Genomic DNA, 20604 nt, shown 5'->3' on the forward strand with positions numbered 1-20604 from the left:
AAAAGACCTAGATTTCTAGGTCTTTTTTGTTTGGTTATTCTACATAACCATGTGAGAAGTCCCAACTACCAACTGGGTTAAAGGTAACACCCTTAACGTTGGTCTTTAATGCAACTGGGTTAGATGTTTGATAGAAAGGTACCGCACCTACTTCTTTATTTACTAGCTTACCTGCTTTAACTAAATCATCCCATCTCTTAGCTGGGTTATTAGCGTCGACAGCGTTTGACTTGTTGATGTAGTTATCAAATTCAGAATTTTGCCACTTACTAAAGTTGATTGAACTATTTGATGTTCTGATGTTCAAAGCTGAGATTGGATCAGCATAGCCTGGGTCCCATCCGGTTACTACTAAGTCAAAGTTACCGCTAAATAATCGTGAGATTCTTTGTTGACGAGGAAGGTTAACATTACTTACTTTCAATCCTGGTAATTTTTGGAATTCAGCTTGTAAGTATTCAGTTGTTGCCTTAGCAACATCAGTATCGTCATAAGTTAAGGTTAGGTTCAAAGAATTCTTACCGACTTCTTTTAGTCCTTCCTTCCATAGCTTCTTAGCTTTGTCTAAGTTGTAATCAGCAGTTCCTTTTACATAAGTTGCCGCAGCAAAATCCTTGCCCTTGTAGTTAGCTAGACCATCAGCAACAAAGCCTTTGGTTGGGTTTGAGCCATCCCCTAATACATCGGTTACATAGTCTTTTCTATCGATAGCTAATGATAGCGCTTCTCTTAGTTTTAAATTCTTAAATTCAGGATCTTTTTGTTCATTTAGTTCTAAATAGTTTGAATACATCGTTTTGTACGTATGTAATTCTTTAGAACCCTTAAAGTTCTTTACTTGTTGTTTTCCAGAAAGTGAAAGTTCGTCCAATGAACCAGTTTGATATTCATTTAATCCGGTTTGTTGGTCCTTAACAACCTTCATGTTTACCTTGTTCAAACGAACAGTTGAGGCATCGTAATAATTTTTATTCTTAGCTAATGTCCAAGAATCATTGGTTCCGGTCCAGCCAGTAACGGTAAATGGTCCGTTGTATACTTGTGTGCTGCTTGAAGTACCATATTTCTTACCGTACTTAACGGCGACCTTTTTATCTTGTGGTAAGAAGGCAGAGTCGGTTAGAAGGCTCTTAAAGTATGATTGTGGTGATGATAGTTTAACCACGAAAGTGTATTTGTTTGGTGCACTCACCCCTAGTTTGTCGGGACTTAGTTTGCCGGTGCTAACTTCTTTGTAGTTAAGTAAGTGATCCATTAGATATGCATCTTGAGAAGCAGTTTTTGGATCGACAGTTCTTTGGAAACCATAGACGAAGTCGGAAGCAGTAACAGGGTCGCCATTGCTCCACTTTGATTTTCTCAAATCGAATGTATATGTTTTTCCATCCTTTGATACCTTCATGCTCTTAGCCACGCCATATTCATATTTGCTGGATGATGGGCTAAAAAAAAGGCCCCTGTCAACATTGTTTAGTGTCGTAGAACTAATAGTATCAATACATTTAGATGGATCCAAAGTAATTAGATTTGCGTTTTGCATCCAGTTTAGTGATTGAGTTTTCGCACCCTTTGATTGGGTTGATGAATTACCACATGCTGCAAGTGATAATGTGACGGTTGCTAAAAATGGTAGTAGTAATAATTTTGTTTTTTTCATATTTAATTCCCCCTAGTACACCTTTTGACCAAGTTTATATACTGATTTATCAACTTGTTGAACGGCTTTAACGTCTGCCAATGGATCGTCTTCTAACACTAAGAAATCGGCATATTTACCAGCTTCCAATGTTCCGTAATCATCCAAGTGCATTAGTTCAGCTGAATGTCTTGAAGTAGATAATGCTTCAAAATTAGTGAAACCTTCTTTTTCGACCATCAATTGAAATTCAACCGGTGTCTTAGAAAAATCGTTGTAAGGTGTACCAGCGTCTGTCCCTAAGGTAACCTTTACACCACTTTCCTTAGCATGGCGAACATTTTTGTAGATGTCGTTTAGGGCATTCAAAAGTTTGTTTAGTTCCCACTTTGGTAGTGTGTCCTTACCGTATTCGGCAATGCACCAAGCAGAAACTAGTGTAGGTGTTAAGTAGGTATTGTGTTCTTTCATCAATGCGATTTCTTCATCATTAACATAAAAACCATGTTCCACTGAATCAACTCCCGCCTTGATGGCGTTCATGATTCCAGGATTTCCTTCGGCATGAGCTGCAACTACAGCATGCTTGTTATGGCTTTCGTATACAGCAACCTTTAGTTCTTCTAAGGTTAATTGGGCTTCATCCATGTAGTCTCCTGGTGACATCACACCACCGGTAGCCATGACCTTGGTACATTGAGCACCATTTTTAAAATTATTTCTAACTGCTTTTCTCATTTCGTCTGGAGAATCGACGGTCACTCCACTATGAGGTGCATCACCGTGTCCACCAGTCATAGTCAAAGCTCGACCAGATGCCATCATTTCAGGCACCTTAGTCAACTTATTTGTTCTTTGTAGTTTAGCTAATGTTGCATCTAAACCATAAAGGCTACCGCATTCTCTTACATATGTAACCCCTGATTTAAGTAACGCTCTTAGACTGTCTACCGCGCGCACAGTTGCGGTAGTTTGATCAGCGTCAGGATTTCCGTCGGCTGTATCAGAGTCTAAAGTGATGTGGGTGTGACAATTTACCAATCCTGGCATTACAAATTGACATTTTAGATCAACTTGTTTGTCACTGTCTTGTTTTGTCGCGTCTTCACCGAATGCTAAAAACTTTCCGGTGTCTTCATCAACTAACATTGATGTGTCTTTGTATGTCTTATCTTCAAATCCGTTAAATAAATTGAAGTTTGTATATAGAGTTTTACTCATGATTAAATCCTCCTAAAGTTAACACCTCAAGGGATAAATCATAGATAGCAACTGCAGTTTTCTTAAAACTATGTATGTTTACCGCCTGATATTGGCGTTATTGTAAAAATTTAAACTAGTTACGATTCGCATTTAAAATGCCACTAATGTCTGATTTCATTTCCATCACCTCCTTAAATTGAGCAAATAAAAAAGCGCCCCAATTTCGCATACACGAAATAAAGGGCGCTTGCGCGCGGTACCACCTTTTTGTTATACCGATTCAAAATTAATTTCATAAAGATAAACGATATATCTCAAACAAACCCGTTGATTTGCAGATTCTGTAATGGGAATTCCCAGCCGAGACTACTTTATTTGCCTGGCAGCTCATAGATGATTTTCGTTTCAAACATTGTTAATCCCTTTCACCAAACGGGATCTCTCTAAAAACGTGGTCCGAAATTACTCTTTCTATTCTTCGCTTTTCTATTTATCTTTAATCGTATTCTAATCCTTTTATAATGATTGTCAAACTAAATGTCTAATTTTTCGTAAATATTTCTATATTTTTGCAATTAGTATCCCTTATGTGAGATACTATCATAGGTGTTACATGAATTTTTTCGGTAACCCCCATTTAATGACATTATAAATGAAAAAACTACACACGTTTTTAGATGTTTGTACTAGAATAATCTAAACGCATTATCTGAATTAGGAGAGGATTTTTTAACAATGTCAGACATACAACTAAGACCTATTATTAACGAATGGGCAAAAGACTTTAGCGATGAAATCGTTGATTTACATTACGTTAAAGAACAATTATCAGATGCACAATTTGATAACTTTATGAAACAAGTTAAGGCATTAGATTTATTAACTAATACCGAAGCTTACAAGATTATTTACGATGCAGCTAAGAACGATTTGGAACTAAACCACATCGATGATTTAGCAAACCGTACCAATCAACTACAACGTTTGATTGAAATTACTGGTGAATACAGCGATCAACCAAAATATGTTTTATTCGCAAACATGTTCGAAAACGCTGGTGTATCAACTGATGATACTTTCGCCCGTCTAACATATGCAGAACTTGCATTACAAGATTTTGAATAAGAAAACAAATAAGAGCGCCTAATATAGGCGCTCTTTTTATTTTTCAATCCATGGATTGGATGCTCCACCACTGATGCAGGCAAAGAAAATGCCCTTATCTTTACTGGATAATTCGTTAACAACATCATGAATCTTTTGAGTATCAATTGCGGCAATATGGTAGTAATTACCGTCTTTTTGAATGTCATATTCTGGTAGTTTTGATTCTAGATCTGCACTGGTTCTAACGACATAATTCTTTTGCTTGGTAGTATTATCCAAAGAAAATTCTTCGTTAAAATCACGTTTTAAGTGCACATTGTTGGCCTTTAAATCTAAGATATCTTGCACTAACGCGTGGGCAGTTGGGAATTCACCCGCACCTTGGCCATTAAAGGTTAGTTTACCGATGGTAGTTCCACGTAACCCAACGAAATTGTAGTTATCATGGATTCCGGATTCAATTTGTCCGGGAGTATATAAAGTTGGTTCAACCACAAAGTTAAAACTGTTGTTTTTCTTAAAACTACGACCTAGTAATTTCACGATTAAATTGTGTTTCTTGAAGTACTTAATATCTTCATCGGTAATATTTCTAATCCCAAATTTTAATAGGTGGTCACCTGGTTTCACAAAGGTGTTGTAGGCAATGTCCACACTAATACATAATTTATTTTCGATGTCGTATCCATCGATATCTGCACTTGGATCGGCTTCTGCGTATCCTAAGTCTTGAGCATCTTTTAGGACTTTATCGAAACTTTGACCAGTCTTAGTCATAGTATCCAAAATGTAGTTACTAGTTCCGTTTAGGATTCCGTGAATTGAATCGATTTGGTCGATGCGAAGTGCCCTTTCCAAATTAATAATCCAAGGAATTCCACCACCAACGGCTGATTCAAAGTAGAACTTTACACCATTTTCTTCAGCGATTTCATCAAATTCCTTCAAATTTCTCGCCACGACCGCTTTGTTAGCTGTCACAACGTTCTTGCCATGTTTTAATGCATCGATGATCATTGTCTTAGCTGGTTCTAGTCCACCTAGTACTTCCACGACTACATCGACTTCTTCATCATTTAAAATCGTTGCGTAATCATCCACAAATAATTCGTTTTGATCAACTTTTTCTGGACGAACAAATACATATTTAACTGATAAATCTTTTTCAAATGGATGCAAAGCGCTGTCTTGAATAATCTTTAAGACTCCACTTCCGACGGTACCGTGACCTAAGATTGCAATTTTCATAGTGCAAGCCTCCTTTTTTGCTTTGGCTTTATTATATCTTATTTCGCAGATTCTACCGCGGTTAATTTTTTCGCCTTAGCAAAAGCTTGCTCCAAATCAGCAATCAAGTCCTCTGGATCCTCTAGTCCAACTGACAAACGAACTAGGTGAGGTGTGATACCAACTTTGTTTCTTTCTTCGACCGGTAATTCGGCATGGGTCATGTAGTATGGAAGTTCGATTAGACTTTCGACGGAACCTAGACTGACCGCTAACCAGATTAATTCTGCACTGTTGACGAACGCCTTTGGATCAACGTTATCGTTTAGTTCAAACGTGATCACACCACCGTATCCCTTTAGCTCGTTTCTAGCGATTTCATCGGTTTCATCACCGGCACGACCTGGATAATAAATGTGTTTGATTTCGTCAGTCTTGGAATCTAAATATTGCAAAACTTTTTGGGCATTTTGAATATGTCTGTCCAAACGAACTGATAATGTCTTAATTCCACGAATTACCAACATACAGTCCTCTGGTGCTAGGATGCCACCGACTGCGTTTTGACAAAAATATAATTTATCGGCTACTTCTTCATTGTTGGTAACAACGAGTCCGGCAATCACGTCTGAATGACCGCCAAGATATTTAGTAGCTGAATGGATGACAATGTCTGCGCCCAAATTCAATGCTTGTTGCAAATATGGGGTTAAAAATGTGTTATCAACGATGGTGAAAACACCGTGTTTGTGGGCGATTTCAGCAATATGCTTCACACTAGTAACCTTCATGAATGGGTTGTCGATAGTTTCGAAGTAAATCGCCTTAGTATTAGGCTTAATCGCACTTTCGACGTCTGCTAAATCCTGTGTATCCACTTGGGTAAATTCAATATCCAAGTTTTTCAAATAGTCGTTAATCAAACGGAAAGTTCCACCGTAAATATTCTTGCTAACGACGATGTGATCACCCGGTTTAAATAAAGTGAAAACCGCATAAATAGCGGCACTTCCGGATGCATAAGCAAAGCCATGTTTGGCATCTTCCAAGCAGGCAATTTGATCTTCTAAGTACTCTCTTGTGGGGTTCAAAGAACGTGAATAATCATATTTGTTTTCCCCATCGATATCTTTAAAGGCATATGTAGTGGATTGGTATAATGGAACATTCACTGCGCCCGTACAGTTATCGTGAAGATTATTTAGCCCTTTTCCATAGACTAATTTGGTGTTAAATCCTGTCATAATCAATCATCCTTTCTAAATCTGAGAAATAAAAAAATCCCGCAGTCTCTTTTAGACTACGGGACGTCGGTACGTGTTACCACCCTGAATTCAAGCAGCCATCACTGGCTACTTCTCAACAAGTACGTTAATCATAGAGGTCAGATGATTAAGATACTCTGACGCGGTAACGGGCGCACCCGAATTAGACTTACCAAAGATCGCCTAATTACTGTAATCAAAGACCATTTTCAGATTCTCCACCACACCGAATTTCACCATCCATCGGCTCTCTTATTGAGGCTTATAAATCTTACTCATCTCTGCAAAGTTTTTTGGTTGTTTTGATTGTCTCGAAGTTTACTCGTTAAAATTTGTTTGTCAAACCAGATATTTTAATTTTCGGTACACAAAAACGGTCTAAAAGATAGTATATAAACTTTTTGAAAAATATTTTTATTAATCTTTTTCTAATAAAATTTTAATTTATCTGTTGACATTAGAAAATACTAGGACTATCATTCAAAACAACTTAAATAATTAAGACGTTGAAGAGAAGAGTAACTCAAAACGATTGATTCAAAGTGAGCATCGGATAGTGAAAAGGTGCAATTAATTGTGAGTCACAGATGAGCTCTGAGTCATGATCGATAGTGCAAGCTAGAAATCCGGTAGGAACCGATACCTTCCCAGACATGTTAGTGTCGTTGAGGCTTTATTAGCAATAATAAAGCGAAGTTGGGTGGTACCGCGGAAGCTTTCGTCCCATGTATTTAGTTATATATGGAGCGAGAGCTTTTTTTGTTACCAAAATTTAGGAGGAATGTTTTATGAGTACAGATAAATTTGAAACTTTACAGATTCACGCAGGTCAACACATTGATGAGACTGGTGCCAGTGCCGTACCAATTTATCAGACCAGTTCATATATCTTTAAAGATGCAGCTCAAGCTGCTGGTCGTTTTGCCTTAACCGATCCAGGTAACATCTACACTCGTTTAACCAATCCAACCACCGACGTTTTCGAAAAACGTGTGGCTGCACTGGAAAATGGAACTAGTGCCGTTGCTTTAGCATCTGGTGCAGCAGCAATTCATGCCACCATCACCAACATTGCTGGTCAAGGCGACGAAATCGTTTCAGCCGGAACATTATATGGTGGAACATACAACCTATTTAACGCCACATTACCTAAGTTAGGAATTACCACTCACTTCGTTGATTCTGACAATCCAGAAAACTTTGAAAAAGAAATTAACGACCATACCAAGGCGTTATACCTAGAAACAATCGGTAATCCGGATATCAATCTAAGTGATATCGAAGCAATCGCAGACATCGCTCATAAACATGACCTGTTATTGATTGTCGATAACACATTCGCATCCCCTTACCTATACCGTCCACTGGATCACGGTGCCGACGTCGTCGTTGAATCCGCAACTAAGTTCATCGGTGGTCACGGTACCACAATGGGTGGGATTATCGTTGAAAATGGTAAGTTCGACTATCGTACAAGCGGTCGCTATCCTGGTTTCACAACCCCAGATACCCACTACAACGGATTAGTATTTGCCGACTTAAAACCAGGTGCATTCACCACCAAGGTGAGAGCAGAAATCCTTCGTGATACCGGTGGTGCAATTAGTCCATTCAACTCATTCTTATTAATTCAAAGTCTAGAAACATTGTCACTTAGAGTATCAAGACACGTTGAAAACACCCGTAAGGTCATCGACTTCTTATCTAACAACGATAAGGTCGCTTGGATTAAGTACCCTGAACTACCATCCAGCAAGTACTACGAACAAGCCAAGAAGAGTTTCCCTAAGGGTGTCGGATCAATCTTCACAATTGGACTAACCGGTGGCGAAGAAGCTGGTAAGAAGTTAATTGAAAACTTGAACCTATTCTCACTACTAGCCAACGTTGGAGACGCCAAATCACTAATCATTCACCCCGCTTCAACCACTCATGCTCAACTAAATGAAGAGGAATTAAAAGAAGCTGGAATTACACCTGATTTAATCAGAATTTCAATTGGAATTGAAAACGCTGACGACATTATTGACGATTTGAAACAAGCTTTCGCGAAAATTTAAAGGAGGTAAGGCCTATGGGTTGTATCAACATCCTATCTGGCTATTCACAAAATAGTCATCAAAAAATTGATGATGCCCTAAATATTTTAGTGCTAAATCTAATGCCCAATCGGCTTGAGACTGAACACCAAATTATCGATTTGCTTCAACAAACCGACCTAAACATTAATTTGAATTTCTGTCGCATGGCCAGTCACCACATCAAACACTTCGATTCAGAGATCATCGAAAAATACGTCACAACCAAGGATGTTTTTGATAATCATTTTGATGCATTAATCGTGACCGGCGCCCCACTAGACAGAAAATACTTCAATGAGGTCGATTACTGGAACGAATTCGTTGATTTTATTAACTGGCGTAAGACCCACGTCGACACATGCCTATTCAGCTGCTGGGCCGCCTGGGCTGCCGGAACAATCGACGGCATTCTAACCGGGCAACAGTTGGACCAAAAGATTTACGGGGTCTATACAACCGATGGCATTACAATGCCTCAATCACGTTACTTCACGATTCCGAAAAATAACGTTAAGGCAACAGTGCTAGCTGGAAACGACACCATCGGCGCCACCTTAATTTTCGATTCAAACACTAATTCATACTACGTCACTGGTCATCTTGAATACGGGACGAAAACTTTAGCTGATGAATATTTCCGCGATGTCAAAAAAGGTTTGGATACTAAAAAACCAAGTAACTACTTTGACAATCAGGATCATCCCATCAACTCCTGGCATACAGATGCCACCACCTTTTACATCAATTGGTTAAACCAATTTACATCATCTAAATAAATAGATATTGAGCAGATAAGTAAGTTTTTTTAACGTTCACAGAGAGCTTTGATTACGATGAGACAAAGTACGTAAGGAAACTGAAAATGGTCTAGGAATTATCTATCATCGTAAGTCTTTGACAAACGATGTTCGGGTACGCCCGTTATCGCGTAGAAGTATTTTTTAGGAAGTACTTATTGAGTGTAATGCAGCGATGTATTACAAAATCAGGGTGGTAACACGAAGATTTCGTCCCGTAGTCTACATAGACTGCGGGATTTTTTTATTCACCCGTTAAATTAATTTTTATTTACCCGAGGAGGTAACATTATGAGTACAAGCATTATTGGATTCCCACGAATTGGAGAAAACCGCGAATTAAAACGCGCTACAGAAAAATATTGGAAGAAAGAAATCAATCAAGAAGAACTACTAAAAATTTCAGATGAACTAAAAGAAAAGAATTGGCAAATTCAAGAAGACGCCAAGTTAGGTCTAATCAGTGCCGGTGATTTTTCATTCTTCGATAATGTCTTAGACGCCGCTACCCTATTGAACATCACACCTAAGCGTTATGCCGATTTAGCTTTAAACCAATTAGACGAATACTTCGCCCAAGCCCGTGGTTACCAAGACGATAGCCATTCCGTTAAGGCGCTACCAATGAAGAAATGGTACAACACCAACTACCATTACATCGTCCCAGAAATCGACGATGATACAGAAATTAAACTAGTGGAAACTAGATTCTTCGACGATGTGAAAAAGGCAGCTGCCAAACACAGTAACGTTAAGGCATCCTTAATCGGTCCATTCACCATCCTAAAGCTAAGCCGCTACGTTGGTAAAAAATCAGCCGAAGACTTTATTGAACCAATCGTTGAAGCATACAAAGATATCTTTGCTCGCCTAAATGCAATCGACATCAAGTGGCTACAAATCGATGAACCATCACTAGTATTTGATCTAAGTGCTGACGATAAGAAGCTATTCGATGACCTATACACTCGAATCCTAGCTATTCCTCATGACTTCAAGATTAATCTTCAAACATACTTCGGTGATGTTCGTGATATCTATGAAGATTTAGTTAAATTACCATTCGACGGTATTGGTTTAGACTTCCTAGAAGGTAAACAAACCGCTGATTTAATTGATAAACACGGTTTTGACGACAACAAGGTCTTATTCGCCGGGGTCGTTAATGGTAAGAACATCTGGCGTAACGAATACAAGAAGACCATCGAATTACTAAAGAGCCTACCGGTTAAAAACATCGTCATTTCAACTTCTTGTTCACTACTACATGTTCCATACACCGTTGATAACGAAACCGATTTAGACCCTGAACTAAAACAACACCTAGCCTTCGCATACCAAAAGCTAGACGAATTACACGACCTAAACGAAATCTTCTTTAATGGCAACACCGAACTATTGAATACAAACGAAGCATTATTCAAGAACGTTAACCATCCAAAGGATCCAGCCGTTACAAAACGTATCGCTGACTTATCTGATGACGATTACACCAGATTACCAAGTCGTGTAGAACGTGAAACCATCCAAAAAGAAGAATTCCACTTACCAGATTTACCAACTACTACCATCGGTTCATTCCCACAAACAAAGGATGTTAGAAAGAACCGTTCGCTATACAAGCATCATGAAATCGATAAGGATCAATACGATCAATTCAACAAGGACAAGATTAAACGAATCATTGAATGGCAAGAAGAAGCCGGTTTTGACGTCTTAGTCCACGGTGAATACGAACGAAACGACATGGTGGAATACTTCGGTGAAAACCTAGCTGGTTTCGCATTTACCAAGAAGGCTTGGGTTCAATCATACGGTACACGTGCTGTTAAACCACCAATCATCTGGGGTGACGTTAGCCGTAAGAACCCAATTACAGTTGCCGCTTCTACCTACGCCCAAAGTTTGACCGACAAACCGGTTAAAGGAATGCTTACAGGTCCCGTTACTATCTTCAACTGGTCATTCCCACGTGAAGATATCCCTGCAAAGGAATCAGTAACCCAAATCGCCTTAGCAATCCAAGACGAAGTATTAGACCTTGAAAAACACGGCATCAAGATTATTCAAATCGATGAAGCCGCCCTACGTGAAAAGCTTCCACTACGTAAGAGTGACTGGTACAAGGAATACCTAGACTGGGCAATTCCAGCATTCAAATTGGTTCACAGTAAGGTCCAACCAACTACTCAAATCCACACTCATATGTGCTACAGCGAATTTAACGACATCATCAAGGCCATCGATAACATGGATGCCGATGTTATTTCATTCGAAGCATCACGTTCTGATTTATCAATCATCGATAAATTAAAAGCAAATAACTTTGAAACAGAAGTCGGCCCTGGAGTTTACGATATTCATTCTCCACGTGTCCCTAGTCAATCTGAAATCTACAACGTTATCAGTGACATCCTAGCTAAACTTCACGAAAGTAAGGTTTGGATCAACCCGGACTGTGGTCTAAAGACCCGTGGTGAATCAGAATCATTCGCTAGTCTAAAGAACTTCATCGCCGCTGTTCAACAAAAACGCGGAGAGTTGGGATAACATGAGTTTAAAAGATACATTCAAGAACAAAACGGTGTTCTCACTTGAGGTATACCCTCCCAAGACACCGGAAGGAACCAAAAAATTAGTGAACGCCCTTACCGGGATTAAACGAATCAAACCAGATTTCATTTCCATTACCCTAGGTGCCGGTGGATCACAAAATAACAATGCTTTGGAGCTATCCAGCATGATTCAAAATGATTTGAACATCCCTGCGATGGCCCACATTCCAGGAATCTATCGTTCCAAAAAAGACGTTGCTGATTTCCTAAAACAATTAAAGCAACACAACATTAATAACGTATTAGCCCTTCGTGGTGACATTAATCCGGACGAAACACCGGTTGGTGACTTTAACCACGCTTCAGAATTGGCAGAATTCATCAAAACCCAAGGTGACTTTGACATCACGGGTGCCTGCTACCCTCAAAAGCATCCCGAATCTATCGATTTGGTCGATGACACCCTTCATTTGAAGGAAAAAGTAGGCAACGGTGTCGGTCATTTAATCACCCAAATGGTCTTTGATAACCAAGCATTCTATGACTTTCGTCAACGTTTGAAACTGGCCGGAATTAATGTGCCGGTCGAAGTCGGCATCATGCCCTGTACTAACTGCAATCAGATTAAACACATTACAGAATTGTCGGGACTAGAAATGCCGAAAAAATTCGTCGACATCATGAACAAATACGCCAACAATAAAGAAGCAATGAGAGATGCCGGAATCGCCTATGCGGTCGATCAAATCGTTGATTTGGTCGCCAACGGCGTCGATGGCATTCACCTATACACCATGAATAACACCTACGTCGCTAAAAAGATTTGGGAAGCAACCCATTCCTTATTTGAAGCAACAAGCTATCAACTCCAACATCCATCCCTATCTGGCAGCGACAACCAATAAAAAAAGAGAGTGAACATATTTGTTCACTCTCTTTTTAGATACGCAGAATCTGCGATAATAATATTTAAATAAAATGAATGAAAGGACGACCGCCAGCAACGATCAATCCAATCACAATCACTAGTGCGAAAACTAGAATTAGGCTCATCACCAATCCAACAGTTAACGACTTTTTAGTCTTTTGGGCATAGGCCATTTCAATCAAGCCAATTAAGAAGATGGCTGATAAAACCTTCAAAATCGTGAACATGGCATCGCGTTCAAAGGCTTTGCTAAATAGTACAATTCCCGTCACGATGAAGACTAGATAAGACACTCTAGTGGCCATCATGTAAGGCTTAAAGTTATTCTTTTTGCATAGCGCGGTAATCACCAAAGCGATTAGTAGTACCGCAAAAATTAAGTGAATCCATAAAAACATGGTTTCATATTCCCCCGTTTATTTTTCTTTGTGTTCGTAATCTTGATCAATTTCAGATTCATCTACAAACAAAGTTCCGTCAGGGTTGCGTAGTGGAGTTAATGTACTTCCGTATCCACCGTATTCAACACCGGTTCTTTGATCGATGTAAATGGATACTCCTGTAAATGATTCTTCTACTAGTTTAAAACGTTTAGACAATTGATTTCCTCCTCGGATTAATTCAAAAAGTGTCATGTTTAGCTTTATTGTACAAAATAAAATGAGAATAATCAAAAAGACCAACATTTATGTTGGCCTTTTTACGTATTTATAAACAGATTAAATCATTTTACTTAAAAAACGTTGGGCGTTAGGGGTTTTAGGATTTGCGAAGAAGTCTTGTGGAGCTTGTTTTTCTTGAATCTTTCCTTCATCCATAAACCAAATTTCGTCTGACACATTCTTAGCGAATTCCATTTCATGAGTAACGATAATCATGGTCATGTCCTTCTTAGCTAAGTCTTGCATTACACTTAGTACTTCACCGACCTTTTCAGGGTCCAATGCTGAAGTTGGTTCATCGAATAGGATTACTTCAGGATCCATGGCTAGCGCACGTACGATTGCGATACGTTGGGCTTGTCCACCTGATAGGCTATCTGGGTAAACGTTTGCCTTGTCATCTAGGCCAACGGTCTTAAGCAATTCGTGAGCCTTATCTTCAGCGTCTTCCTTACTAATACCCTTAACCTTGATGGGTGCTAGTGTGATGTTATCGATGACTGTCTTGTTTTCAAACAAGTTAAAGCTTTGGAACACCATTCCGATGTGGGTTCTTAATTGAATTAGTTCCTTTTCAGAACTGCTTACTAGGTCTTTACCATCCAATAGAATCTTTCCAGAAGTTGGTTCACCTAGCATGTTAATGCAACGAAGGAAAGTACTCTTACCGGCACCAGAAGGACCTAAAAGTGAGATTACTTCGCCCTTGTGGACTTCAGCATTGATGTCAGAAAAGATGGTATTATTTTTAAATTTTTTGGTTAAATTTTCAATTTTAATCATTGGTTCCATGGCTAATCTTCCCTTCTAAGTGTTTCATGATTCTAGAAATTGTAAATGTGATTACGAAGTAAATGACCATAATGACAGCGATTGGTGCGACACCTAGGTAGGTATCAGCTTGAACAGCTCTCATTTGATACATTAGTTCTCCAACCCCAATTACGGATGCTAGTGAACTATCCTTGATCAATGTTACTAGTTCGTTACCAAGTGCAGGCCAGATATTCTTGAAGGCTTGTGGTAACACGATGTATTGCATTGATTGTTTCTTGGATAGACCAAGTGATAATGCGGCTTCGCTTTGACCATCAGAGATAGAATTAATTCCCCCTCTAATGATTTCGGCGACGTAGGCCCCAGAGTTAATGGAAATAGCGATGATTCCTGAAGTTAAGGCTGGAACGTTAACGATGGTACCTAGACCAAAGTAGATGAACATAATTTGTACTAATTGAGGTGTTCCACGAATGAATTCGATGTAGCAAACGGCGATTGAATGTAATAGCCAGTTATGACTTAATCTCATTAGCGCAAATATAATTCCTAAGATGATACCGAAGAATACTGATACTACTGAGATGATCATTGTGTATTCAATACCTGAGATAAAGAAGTTCTTGTATTGCCACATTGTTTCAAATTGTGATTGTGACTTGTTGTTAGTAATGTGTTTTGCGGCTGCTGGAACGAATTTCTTGGTGTATAGGTTATCCTTGTTAACCTTATCAATTGTCTTGTTAGCAGCGTTTTCTAGGCTAGTAGCACCCTTGAAGAATGCAATCTTGTTTGAGCTTTCTTGCCCAGGCATCTTAGCGTCAATAATCTTTAGACCTGGGTTGTGGGCTGCGTAAGCTTGAGCTACAGCAGTATCTAGTGGAATGGCTTGAATTTTTCCCGACTTCAAAGCAAGAATTAAATCGTTGATGTTTTCCATTCCCTTTAGGTTAATGTTCTTGATACCCTTCTTCACAGCGTCGTATTGTACTGATCCGATTTGAGCACCGATAGTCTTACCTTGTAAGTCCTTGTATGACTTGATTTTCTTGTCGTCGGCACTGTTTAATACCAAACTCAATCCAGATGAGTAATAAGTCTTACTGAAGTCGACACTCTTGGCTCTTTCAGGGGTTTCGTTCATCCCTGCAATAACCATATCAACTTTTTTAGTTTGAAGCGCAACTAGTAGTGAGTCAAATCCCATTGATTTAACCTTTAGTTTTACTCCTAAGTCCTTGGCGATGGCCTTACCTAATTCGATATCGGCACCGTAAACCTTTGAACCACCGTTATCTTTTCCAATAAATTCGTATGGAGGATAATCTGGTGCAGTTCCCATTACGATGTAACCTTTTTGCTTAATTTGTTGTAGTGAGTTATCAGAAGCTGATGCTTGAACACTTGGAACAGTGAATGCTGTTACGAATAGTGTTGCAATCATTAGCAACATGGTAATTAACACGGAATGTTTCATTTTATTCTTCATGATTCATTTCTCCCTTTAGTTTTTCTTTCGCTTTTTCAATCTGTTTATTGACTTCATTAAAACCGGTTGACCCATAACTCTTTCTTCTTTGAATTGCGACATGTGGTTTCAAATCTTCGTATATGTCTTCTTCAAACAAGTCTGAATAGTTATGTAGTTGTTCTAATGATAGATCCTGTAAGTAACAATTTTCGGTTATGCATTTGGCAACTAATTCACCGGCGATACGGTGAGCTTGCCTAAATGGTAATCCTTTGGCTGATAGGTAATCAGCTAATTCAGTTGCGTTTGAAAAGTCCTTTTCGACCGCTTGTAGCATCAGGTCTTTATTGACCTGCATTGTCGCAATCATTTCGGTCATTAATTGTAGGATGGGTTCGATATTTTCGACTGTATCAAACACGCCAGCCTTGTCTTCTTGTAAATCCTTGTTGTATGCCAGTGGCAATGATTTCATCGTTGCTAGTAATGCATTTAGGTGACCGTATACCACTCCGGTTTTACCTCTAATTAGTTCACACATGTCAGGGTTCTTTTTTTGTGGCATGATTGAGCTTCCAGTACTGAATGCGTCTGATAGTTCGACGTACTTGAATTCGTAGCTAGACCATAAGCAAATTTCTTCGCAGAGTCTTGATAAGTGCATCATTAGAATGGAAGCATTACTTAGAAATTCAATGGCGAAGTCCCTATCTGATACAGCATCGATGGAGTTGTTGTAAGGTGCATCTAAACCTAACTCGTCGGCGGTGAAATGAGGATCGATTGGAAACGTTGTTCCCGCAAGAGCGGCAGCACCAATTGGTGACATATTGGTATGCTTTTGGTTGAATTCGAACCTGTCGTAATCACGGTCTAACATTTCGTAGTAGGCCATTAGGTAATGGGCAAATGAGATTGGTTGAGCGTGTTGTAAATGGGTATATCCTGGCATAATGGTTTCTAAATTTTCATCGGCTAGGTTAACCAATTCACTTTGAAAACTCCTAATTAGTGCCATGATTTGTGGTAGACGTTTCTTTAGGTATAAATGAAAGTCTAGTGCCACTTGATCGTTTCTTGAACGTGCGGTGTGGAGTTTTCCAGCGACAGCACCGATTTTTTCGGTTAGCACTGTTTCGACATTCATATGAATGTCTTCGTTTTGGTAGCTAAAATGAAGGTTTCCTTCATTAAATTCTTCCTTAATTTCTTTTAAACCATTCACGATTTGGTCTTTTTCGGCCTCTGTGATGATACCAACGTGGCTTAACATTGTGGCATGAGCAATTGATCCCTCGATGTCTTCGTTTGCCATCTTGATATCAACATTGATTGAGGCGCCGAGCCTCAAGAATAAGTCATTGGCATCGCCATTAAAACGACCGCCCCATAGTTTCTCACTCATCAGATTCACCTTCTAACTTGTTTTCAACTAGAACCTTTTCCTTTGTTTGAGTCTTCATAACATCTTTCATAAAATTCTTTTGTAAATTCTTTTGTTTTACTTGTGATGCAACTTGAGTAGGTAGTCCCCATAGTTTGATGAAACCAACTGAAGCATTTTGATCGAATGAATCGGCTGCAGTGTAAGTAGCTAGGTCTTCGTCGTATAGTGATTCTTCTGACTTAGAAGCGACTACGTAAACGTTACCCTTGAACAACTTCACTTTAACTGTTCCACTCACAGTGTCTTGTGATGATTGGATAAATGCCTTTAGTGACTTCATCAATGGTGAGAACCATAAACCGTTGTAGGTAAGGTTAGCGATTTGTTGTTCAATCATTGGCTTGAAGTGAGCTAAATCTCTTTCCATAGTTAGGTCTTCCATTGCCTTGTGGGCCTTTAGTAATACGGTAGCACCTGGTGCTTCGTATACTTCTCTGGATTTGATTCCTACTAGACGGTTTTCGATGTGATCGATACGACCGACGCCGTGTTTGCCGGCAACGATATTAACCTTTTTGATAACGTCAACGAAGCTCATTTCAACGCCGTTAACTGCGACTGGCTTACCTTGTTTAAAGGTGATGTCCATAAATTCTGGTTGTTCTGGAGTTTCTTCGATTGGTTTAGTAATATCGAAGGCGTCTTCTGGAGCTTGGTTCCATGGATTTTCTAGGACACCACATTCATTAGCACGTCCCCAGATGTTTGCGTCGATTGAGTATGGAGAATCTAAATCAATTGGAATATCGATGTTGTGTTTCTTAGCAAATTCGATTTCTTCTTCTCTGTTCCAGTGCCATTGACGAACTGGAGTAACCACTGTCAATTTTGGATCTAGAGAATGGATAGCTACGTCGAAACGAACTTGGTCGTTCCCTTTACCGGTACAACCGTGACAGATGTATTCGGCACCTTCTTGGTGAGCAATTTCAACTAGCTTTTGACTCATTAAAGGACGAGATAGTGCTGAACTCAATGGGTATTGCCCTTCATACATTGCGTTAGCGTCTAATGCAGTTAGTAGGAAGTCTTCGGCGAATTCGTCTAGTGCATCAACAACGTATGACTTGATGGCACCAACCTTTAATGCTTTTTCTTTAATTTGGTTTAAATCTTTATGTTCCCCGTAATCTTCACCTACGTTAATGCAGCAGGCAATTACGTCAAAACCTTGTTCGATTAACCATGCGATTGAAACTGATGTATCTAATCCTCCGGAATATGCTAAAACGATTTTCTTTGATTGTTTCATGTGAAACATCCTCCTTTTTTGTATATAAACAATGAAATTTTAATTTCTATAGAGGACGATGTATTCGCGGTACCACCTCACTTTCTAACACCCTCACGAATGCTAGCTCATAAAGTCAATGACTTCCGCGTTAACGCCGCCTACGTTTGCTTCTACTCGTTTCGAAGCTCACTCACAAGTACGATTAATCAAATGTCATTATTAACTCTCATCAACGTTAATTTCTCTGTAAATGATTGGTTTGATTAAATTCTTGATCATCATGCAAATATTTATATAAAAAAAGTCCCCTAGGAATAAATCCTAGAGGACGACTAATCGTGGTTCCACCTCAGTTTCTGACATTCTCACGAACATCAGCTCATAAAGTTTTTTCAAACTTTAACGATAACGTGTTAACGGTGAATTCTACTCATTTCGAATTCAAACTCATAGGTACGATTTAATTAATGTCATCCTTAGCTCTCACCCGGCTTTGCTAAGTTCTCTGTAAATGGCTGAATTAACTAAAATTCCTAATCACTGTTTTTAAAATTGATATTTATTTTTGGGTATAAAAAAATCCTCTTGGATAAGATATCCAAGAGGACGAATAAAATCGCGGTGCCACCTCAATTCCTAGCATTCTCACGAATACTAGCTCGAGAAGTTATAATAACTTCAGCGTTAACGCCGCCTACGATTTTTTCTACTCATTTCGAAAAATGACTCTCAGGTACGATTTAACTACCGTGTTACTCACTCTCATAACCGTGAGCTCCCTGTGAAACACTCAATAATTAAAATTCCTGTTCAACGTCTTATTTGATTGTCACTTATATTAATACCTTCTCAGAAAAATTGCAATGCTTTAATTTTATTCTAATGAATCCCAAGGGGTTAATTCGACCGGAGATTGGCTTAATAGCGCGGTTTTATCATCAGATAAATATTTTTTATTTATTACAATTTCGTATACATATTCGTTCATCCAACCATCATCCATGATGAAATATCCGTTGACACCATTCTTTGATCCCCATGAATTTTCCACTTTCCATTTAGTTGGTTTGTCATCGACTAAATCAACACCGGTTAATGCAGTGGCATGTGAAACGTTAGCTTCATGGTATTGTAGACGTTCTTTTTTGCTCATTGATAAATCAACGTCAAAAAGTTCGTCGTAATGGTATAGGTTTTCAGCTAAGAATCCTTTTTTACGGTCAGATTGACGAGCAATGTCGTTAGCAAACCAAACAGCTTGACCATCTTTTAATTGCGCAATTGCAGCATTTTTTAGGTCTTCCATTGGTAGATTCAAGAATTCAATCTTTCTTCCATCAACCACGTTTTCTTGCGCTGATAATCGATACATCTTGTCGTATTCCTTGTCAGGAGAGTTACTTAGGACGACGTAATCGTCTAAGTCAGCATCTGATAGGTACTTTTCATAGAATGCCTTAGGGGTCAAGTCACGATCAATGTGATAGTTGTCGTTATCATCCCTGTATTCAAAGTCAAAAGTCTTTGGCGGCACGCCAAGTGAGTACGCAGCAATCTTGTAAACTTCAGCTAGCATTTGTTCTCTAGCGTCATGGATGTCTTCTTCAGACACACCGTCGTTTACCATGTTACGTAATTTGAACGCATCGTTTCTTAGTTTGTAATTCAAAATTGATTTCAAATCACCGGTACTTTCAGAAACGTTGGTTTCACTAAACGCAGTGGTTGGCACAACCCCGTATTTTTGGACTAATGCTACGGCCATTGCCCATTGACCACCATCTGCACCTGGTCCAACTTCTAGGAAGTATTGAACGGTACGGTCATCTAGTGGCTTGTCCGCAGTGTTTACGATGCGGTCGTAAAAGATGTTAGCACGTTCAATCTTATCCCAGAAAAATAGATAGTTTTGGGATAATTCGAAATCTTTAACGTTGTATTTAGCGCCAAATTGGTGCTTTAAGGTGTTTAATAACGCAAACATCCAGCAACGACCTGATTGTTTTTGGTTTGACACCTTACCCGTCTTCACTTCAACAGAAAAGACGGGATTTAGTTTTTCAGTGGCTGTTTCATCGTATGAAACATTGCCAATTCCATTTTGTGTTACGGTTCTTTCCAAAATTGCATTGGTAGGATTTTTTTCGTAGGCCGCACGTAATTCTTTTAGATCTTGTTCGGTAATTTTTGTTTCAGTCATTATCTACGTCCTCC

General features: G+C 39.1%; 16 protein-coding genes and 6 other annotated features. Of the genes, 5 read left to right on the forward strand and 11 right to left on the reverse strand.

Features of this window, described 5'->3' with window-relative positions:
• Positions 1–34 precede the first annotated feature (34 nt).
• A complete protein-coding gene (locus OEZ61_RS02770) occupies positions 35–1657 on the reverse strand; it encodes a peptide ABC transporter substrate-binding protein (protein ID WP_290046868.1) in 1623 nt (540 codons plus the stop codon).
• A 12-nt stretch (positions 1658–1669) separates the two neighbouring features.
• Positions 1670–2857: an amidohydrolase family protein gene (locus OEZ61_RS02775; RefSeq protein ID WP_198178148.1), complete on the reverse strand. Its 1188-nt coding sequence runs from the start codon at positions 2855–2857 to the stop codon at positions 1670–1672.
• A 218-nt stretch (positions 2858–3075) separates the two neighbouring features.
• Positions 3076–3327: a binding site (T-box leader), on the reverse strand.
• 247 nt (positions 3328–3574) lie between these two features.
• Here OEZ61_RS02775 and OEZ61_RS02780 point away from each other — a divergent pair.
• Complete coding sequence (locus tag OEZ61_RS02780; protein ID WP_034530580.1) at positions 3575–3964, forward strand: hypothetical protein; 390 nt, start codon at positions 3575–3577, stop codon at positions 3962–3964.
• Positions 3965–4000: 36 nt separating this feature from the next.
• On the opposite strand, the gene OEZ61_RS02785 is transcribed toward OEZ61_RS02780, so the two are convergent.
• Positions 4001–5194, reverse strand: a complete 1194-nt coding sequence (locus tag OEZ61_RS02785; protein ID WP_198178147.1) for a homoserine dehydrogenase — start codon at positions 5192–5194, stop codon at positions 4001–4003.
• Between the two features lie 38 nt (positions 5195–5232).
• Positions 5233–6417 carry a PLP-dependent aspartate aminotransferase family protein gene (locus OEZ61_RS02790; protein ID WP_198178146.1) on the reverse strand — a complete coding sequence of 395 codons (1185 nt, stop codon included), beginning with the start codon at positions 6415–6417 and terminating at the stop codon, positions 5233–5235.
• Between the two features lie 56 nt (positions 6418–6473).
• Positions 6474–6734 (reverse strand) — a binding site (T-box leader).
• Between the two features lie 492 nt (positions 6735–7226).
• Here OEZ61_RS02790 and OEZ61_RS02795 point away from each other — a divergent pair.
• From OEZ61_RS02795 to OEZ61_RS02810, 4 genes are all read left to right on the forward strand, one after another.
• Positions 7227–8498 (forward strand): O-acetylhomoserine aminocarboxypropyltransferase/cysteine synthase family protein, encoded by a 1272-nt coding sequence (locus tag OEZ61_RS02795; RefSeq protein ID WP_198178145.1) that lies wholly within the window; start codon positions 7227–7229, stop codon positions 8496–8498.
• A gap of 14 nt (positions 8499–8512) precedes the next feature.
• Positions 8513–9295, forward strand: a complete 783-nt coding sequence (locus OEZ61_RS02800; RefSeq protein ID WP_263527644.1) for a homoserine O-succinyltransferase — start codon at positions 8513–8515, stop codon at positions 9293–9295.
• Positions 9294–9537 (forward strand) — a binding site (T-box leader). It overlaps the preceding gene by 2 nt.
• Positions 9538–9607: 70 nt before the next feature.
• Positions 9608–11866 (forward strand): 5-methyltetrahydropteroyltriglutamate--homocysteine S-methyltransferase, encoded by a 2259-nt coding sequence (gene metE / locus OEZ61_RS02805; protein ID WP_263527645.1) that lies wholly within the window; start codon positions 9608–9610, stop codon positions 11864–11866.
• A 1-nt stretch (position 11867) separates the two neighbouring features.
• Positions 11868–12776, forward strand: coding sequence for a methylenetetrahydrofolate reductase (locus OEZ61_RS02810; RefSeq protein WP_057198709.1), 909 nt, complete (start codon positions 11868–11870; stop codon positions 12774–12776).
• Between the two features lie 64 nt (positions 12777–12840).
• On the opposite strand, the gene OEZ61_RS02815 is transcribed toward OEZ61_RS02810, so the two are convergent.
• The 7 genes from OEZ61_RS02815 to OEZ61_RS02845 form a co-directional block, all read right to left on the reverse strand.
• A complete protein-coding gene (locus OEZ61_RS02815) occupies positions 12841–13197 on the reverse strand; it encodes a YisL family protein (protein ID WP_041152689.1) in 357 nt (118 codons plus the stop codon).
• A gap of 18 nt (positions 13198–13215) precedes the next feature.
• Complete coding sequence (locus OEZ61_RS02820) at positions 13216–13398, reverse strand: DUF6440 family protein (RefSeq protein ID WP_034530593.1); 183 nt, start codon at positions 13396–13398, stop codon at positions 13216–13218.
• Positions 13399–13518: 120 nt separating this feature from the next.
• A complete protein-coding gene (locus OEZ61_RS02825; RefSeq protein ID WP_041152688.1) occupies positions 13519–14253 on the reverse strand; it encodes an amino acid ABC transporter ATP-binding protein in 735 nt (244 codons plus the stop codon).
• Positions 14237–15727: an ABC transporter substrate-binding protein/permease gene (locus OEZ61_RS02830; protein ID WP_232347942.1), complete on the reverse strand. Its 1491-nt coding sequence runs from the start codon at positions 15725–15727 to the stop codon at positions 14237–14239. The genes OEZ61_RS02825 and OEZ61_RS02830 overlap by 17 nt, the downstream gene beginning before the upstream one ends.
• Positions 15717–17114, reverse strand: coding sequence for an argininosuccinate lyase (gene argH / locus OEZ61_RS02835; RefSeq protein WP_290046871.1), 1398 nt, complete (start codon positions 17112–17114; stop codon positions 15717–15719). The genes OEZ61_RS02830 and argH overlap by 11 nt, the downstream gene beginning before the upstream one ends.
• Positions 17107–18408, reverse strand: coding sequence for an argininosuccinate synthase (locus OEZ61_RS02840; RefSeq protein ID WP_290046872.1), 1302 nt, complete (start codon positions 18406–18408; stop codon positions 17107–17109). The genes argH and OEZ61_RS02840 overlap by 8 nt, the downstream gene beginning before the upstream one ends.
• A 48-nt stretch (positions 18409–18456) precedes the next feature.
• Positions 18457–18678, reverse strand: a binding site (T-box leader).
• 33 nt (positions 18679–18711) lie between these two features.
• Positions 18712–18940, reverse strand: a binding site (T-box leader).
• Between the two features lie 49 nt (positions 18941–18989).
• Positions 18990–19213 (reverse strand) — a binding site (T-box leader).
• A 51-nt stretch (positions 19214–19264) separates the two neighbouring features.
• Complete coding sequence (locus tag OEZ61_RS02845; RefSeq protein ID WP_290046873.1) at positions 19265–20590, reverse strand: C1 family peptidase; 1326 nt, start codon at positions 20588–20590, stop codon at positions 19265–19267.
• Positions 20591–20604 lie beyond the last annotated feature (14 nt).

Origin of the sequence: Apilactobacillus sp. EABW-1NA, assembly GCF_030398685.1 — a bacterium.
Classification (GTDB): domain Bacteria; phylum Bacillota; class Bacilli; order Lactobacillales; family Lactobacillaceae; genus Apilactobacillus; species Apilactobacillus waqarii.